We start from the raw sequence: 1,137 nt of genomic DNA on the forward strand, positions 1-1,137 counted from the left end.
CGGGGAGGGTGGAGACGATGGTGCGGACGATGCGCAGGGCGTGCGCGTCGTTCTCCGCGAGGTGGTCCGTGACGCCAGAGACGCGGGAGTGGACCTCACCGCCGCCGAGCTCCTCCGCGGTGACGACCTCGCCGGTGGCCGCCTTCACCAGGGGCGGGCCGCCCAGGAAGATCGTGCCCTGGTTGCGGACGATCACCGCCTCGTCGCTCATCGCCGGGACGTACGCCCCGCCGGCCGTGCACGAGCCGAGGACGGCGGCGATCTGGGGGATGCCGGCGCCGGACATGCGGGCCTGGTTGTAGAAGATGCGGCCGAAGTGGTCCCGGTCGGGGAAGACCTCGTCCTGCATGGGGAGGAAGGCGCCGCCCGAGTCCACCAGGTAGACGCAGGGGAGGCGGTTGTCGAGGGCGACCTCCTGGGCGCGGAGGTGCTTCTTCACCGTCATCGGGTAGTACGTGCCGCCCTTGACCGTGGCGTCGTTGGCGATGACCACCGTCTCGCGGCCGCTGACCCGGCCGATGCCGGCGATGACTCCGGCGGCCGGGGCCTGGCCCTCGTACATCCCGTCGGCCGCGAGCGGGGCCAGTTCCAGGAACGGCGAGCCCGGGTCGAGGAGGGTGTCCACACGGTCGCGGGGGAGCAGCTTGCCGCGCGCGGTGTGGCGGGCGCGGGCCTTCTCGCCACCGCCCTGCGCGGCGGCGGCGAGCTTGGCGCGCAGCTCCTCCACGAGGGTGCGGTGCGCCTCCTCGTTGGCCCGAAAGGCCTCCGACGCGGGGTCTGCCGCGCTCGTGAGCTCCGGTGCCTCGTGCATCCTGCGGGTCCCCTCACCTTGTTAATGAGCGTTAACGCATTTCCTTCAGGTTAACGACCGCTAACCTCCCTGTCTAGAATTGATTTCATGGCCACGAGAACCGACGCCCCCACCCGACGCGAGCAGATCCTCAAGGAGGCTGCCCGGCTCTTCGCCGAGCGGGGCTTCCACGGGGTCGGGGTCGACGAGATAGGCGCCGCGGTCGGGATCAGCGGACCCGGGCTGTACCGGCACTTCGCGGGCAAGGACGCGATGCTCGCGGAGCTGCTGGTGGGGATCAGCGGGCAGTTGCTGACCGGGGCGACTGTCCCTTATACACATCTCCG

General features: G+C 70.7%; 2 protein-coding genes. One reads left to right on the forward strand and one right to left on the reverse strand.

Annotated elements, in window-relative coordinates; translation table 11 throughout:
• Positions 1–811, reverse strand: an 811-nt coding sequence (locus C1J00_RS43460) for a carboxyl transferase domain-containing protein (protein ID WP_281262805.1), incomplete at its 3' end; no start/stop codon positions are given.
• A gap of 87 nt (positions 812–898) precedes the next feature.
• Here C1J00_RS43460 and C1J00_RS43465 point away from each other — a divergent pair.
• On the forward strand, positions 899–1,137 hold a 239-nt coding region (locus C1J00_RS43465; RefSeq protein ID WP_146046419.1), incomplete at its 3' end, for a helix-turn-helix domain-containing protein.

Source organism: Streptomyces cahuitamycinicus (assembly GCF_002891435.1).
Lineage (GTDB): Bacteria > Actinomycetota > Actinomycetes > Streptomycetales > Streptomycetaceae > Streptomyces > Streptomyces cahuitamycinicus.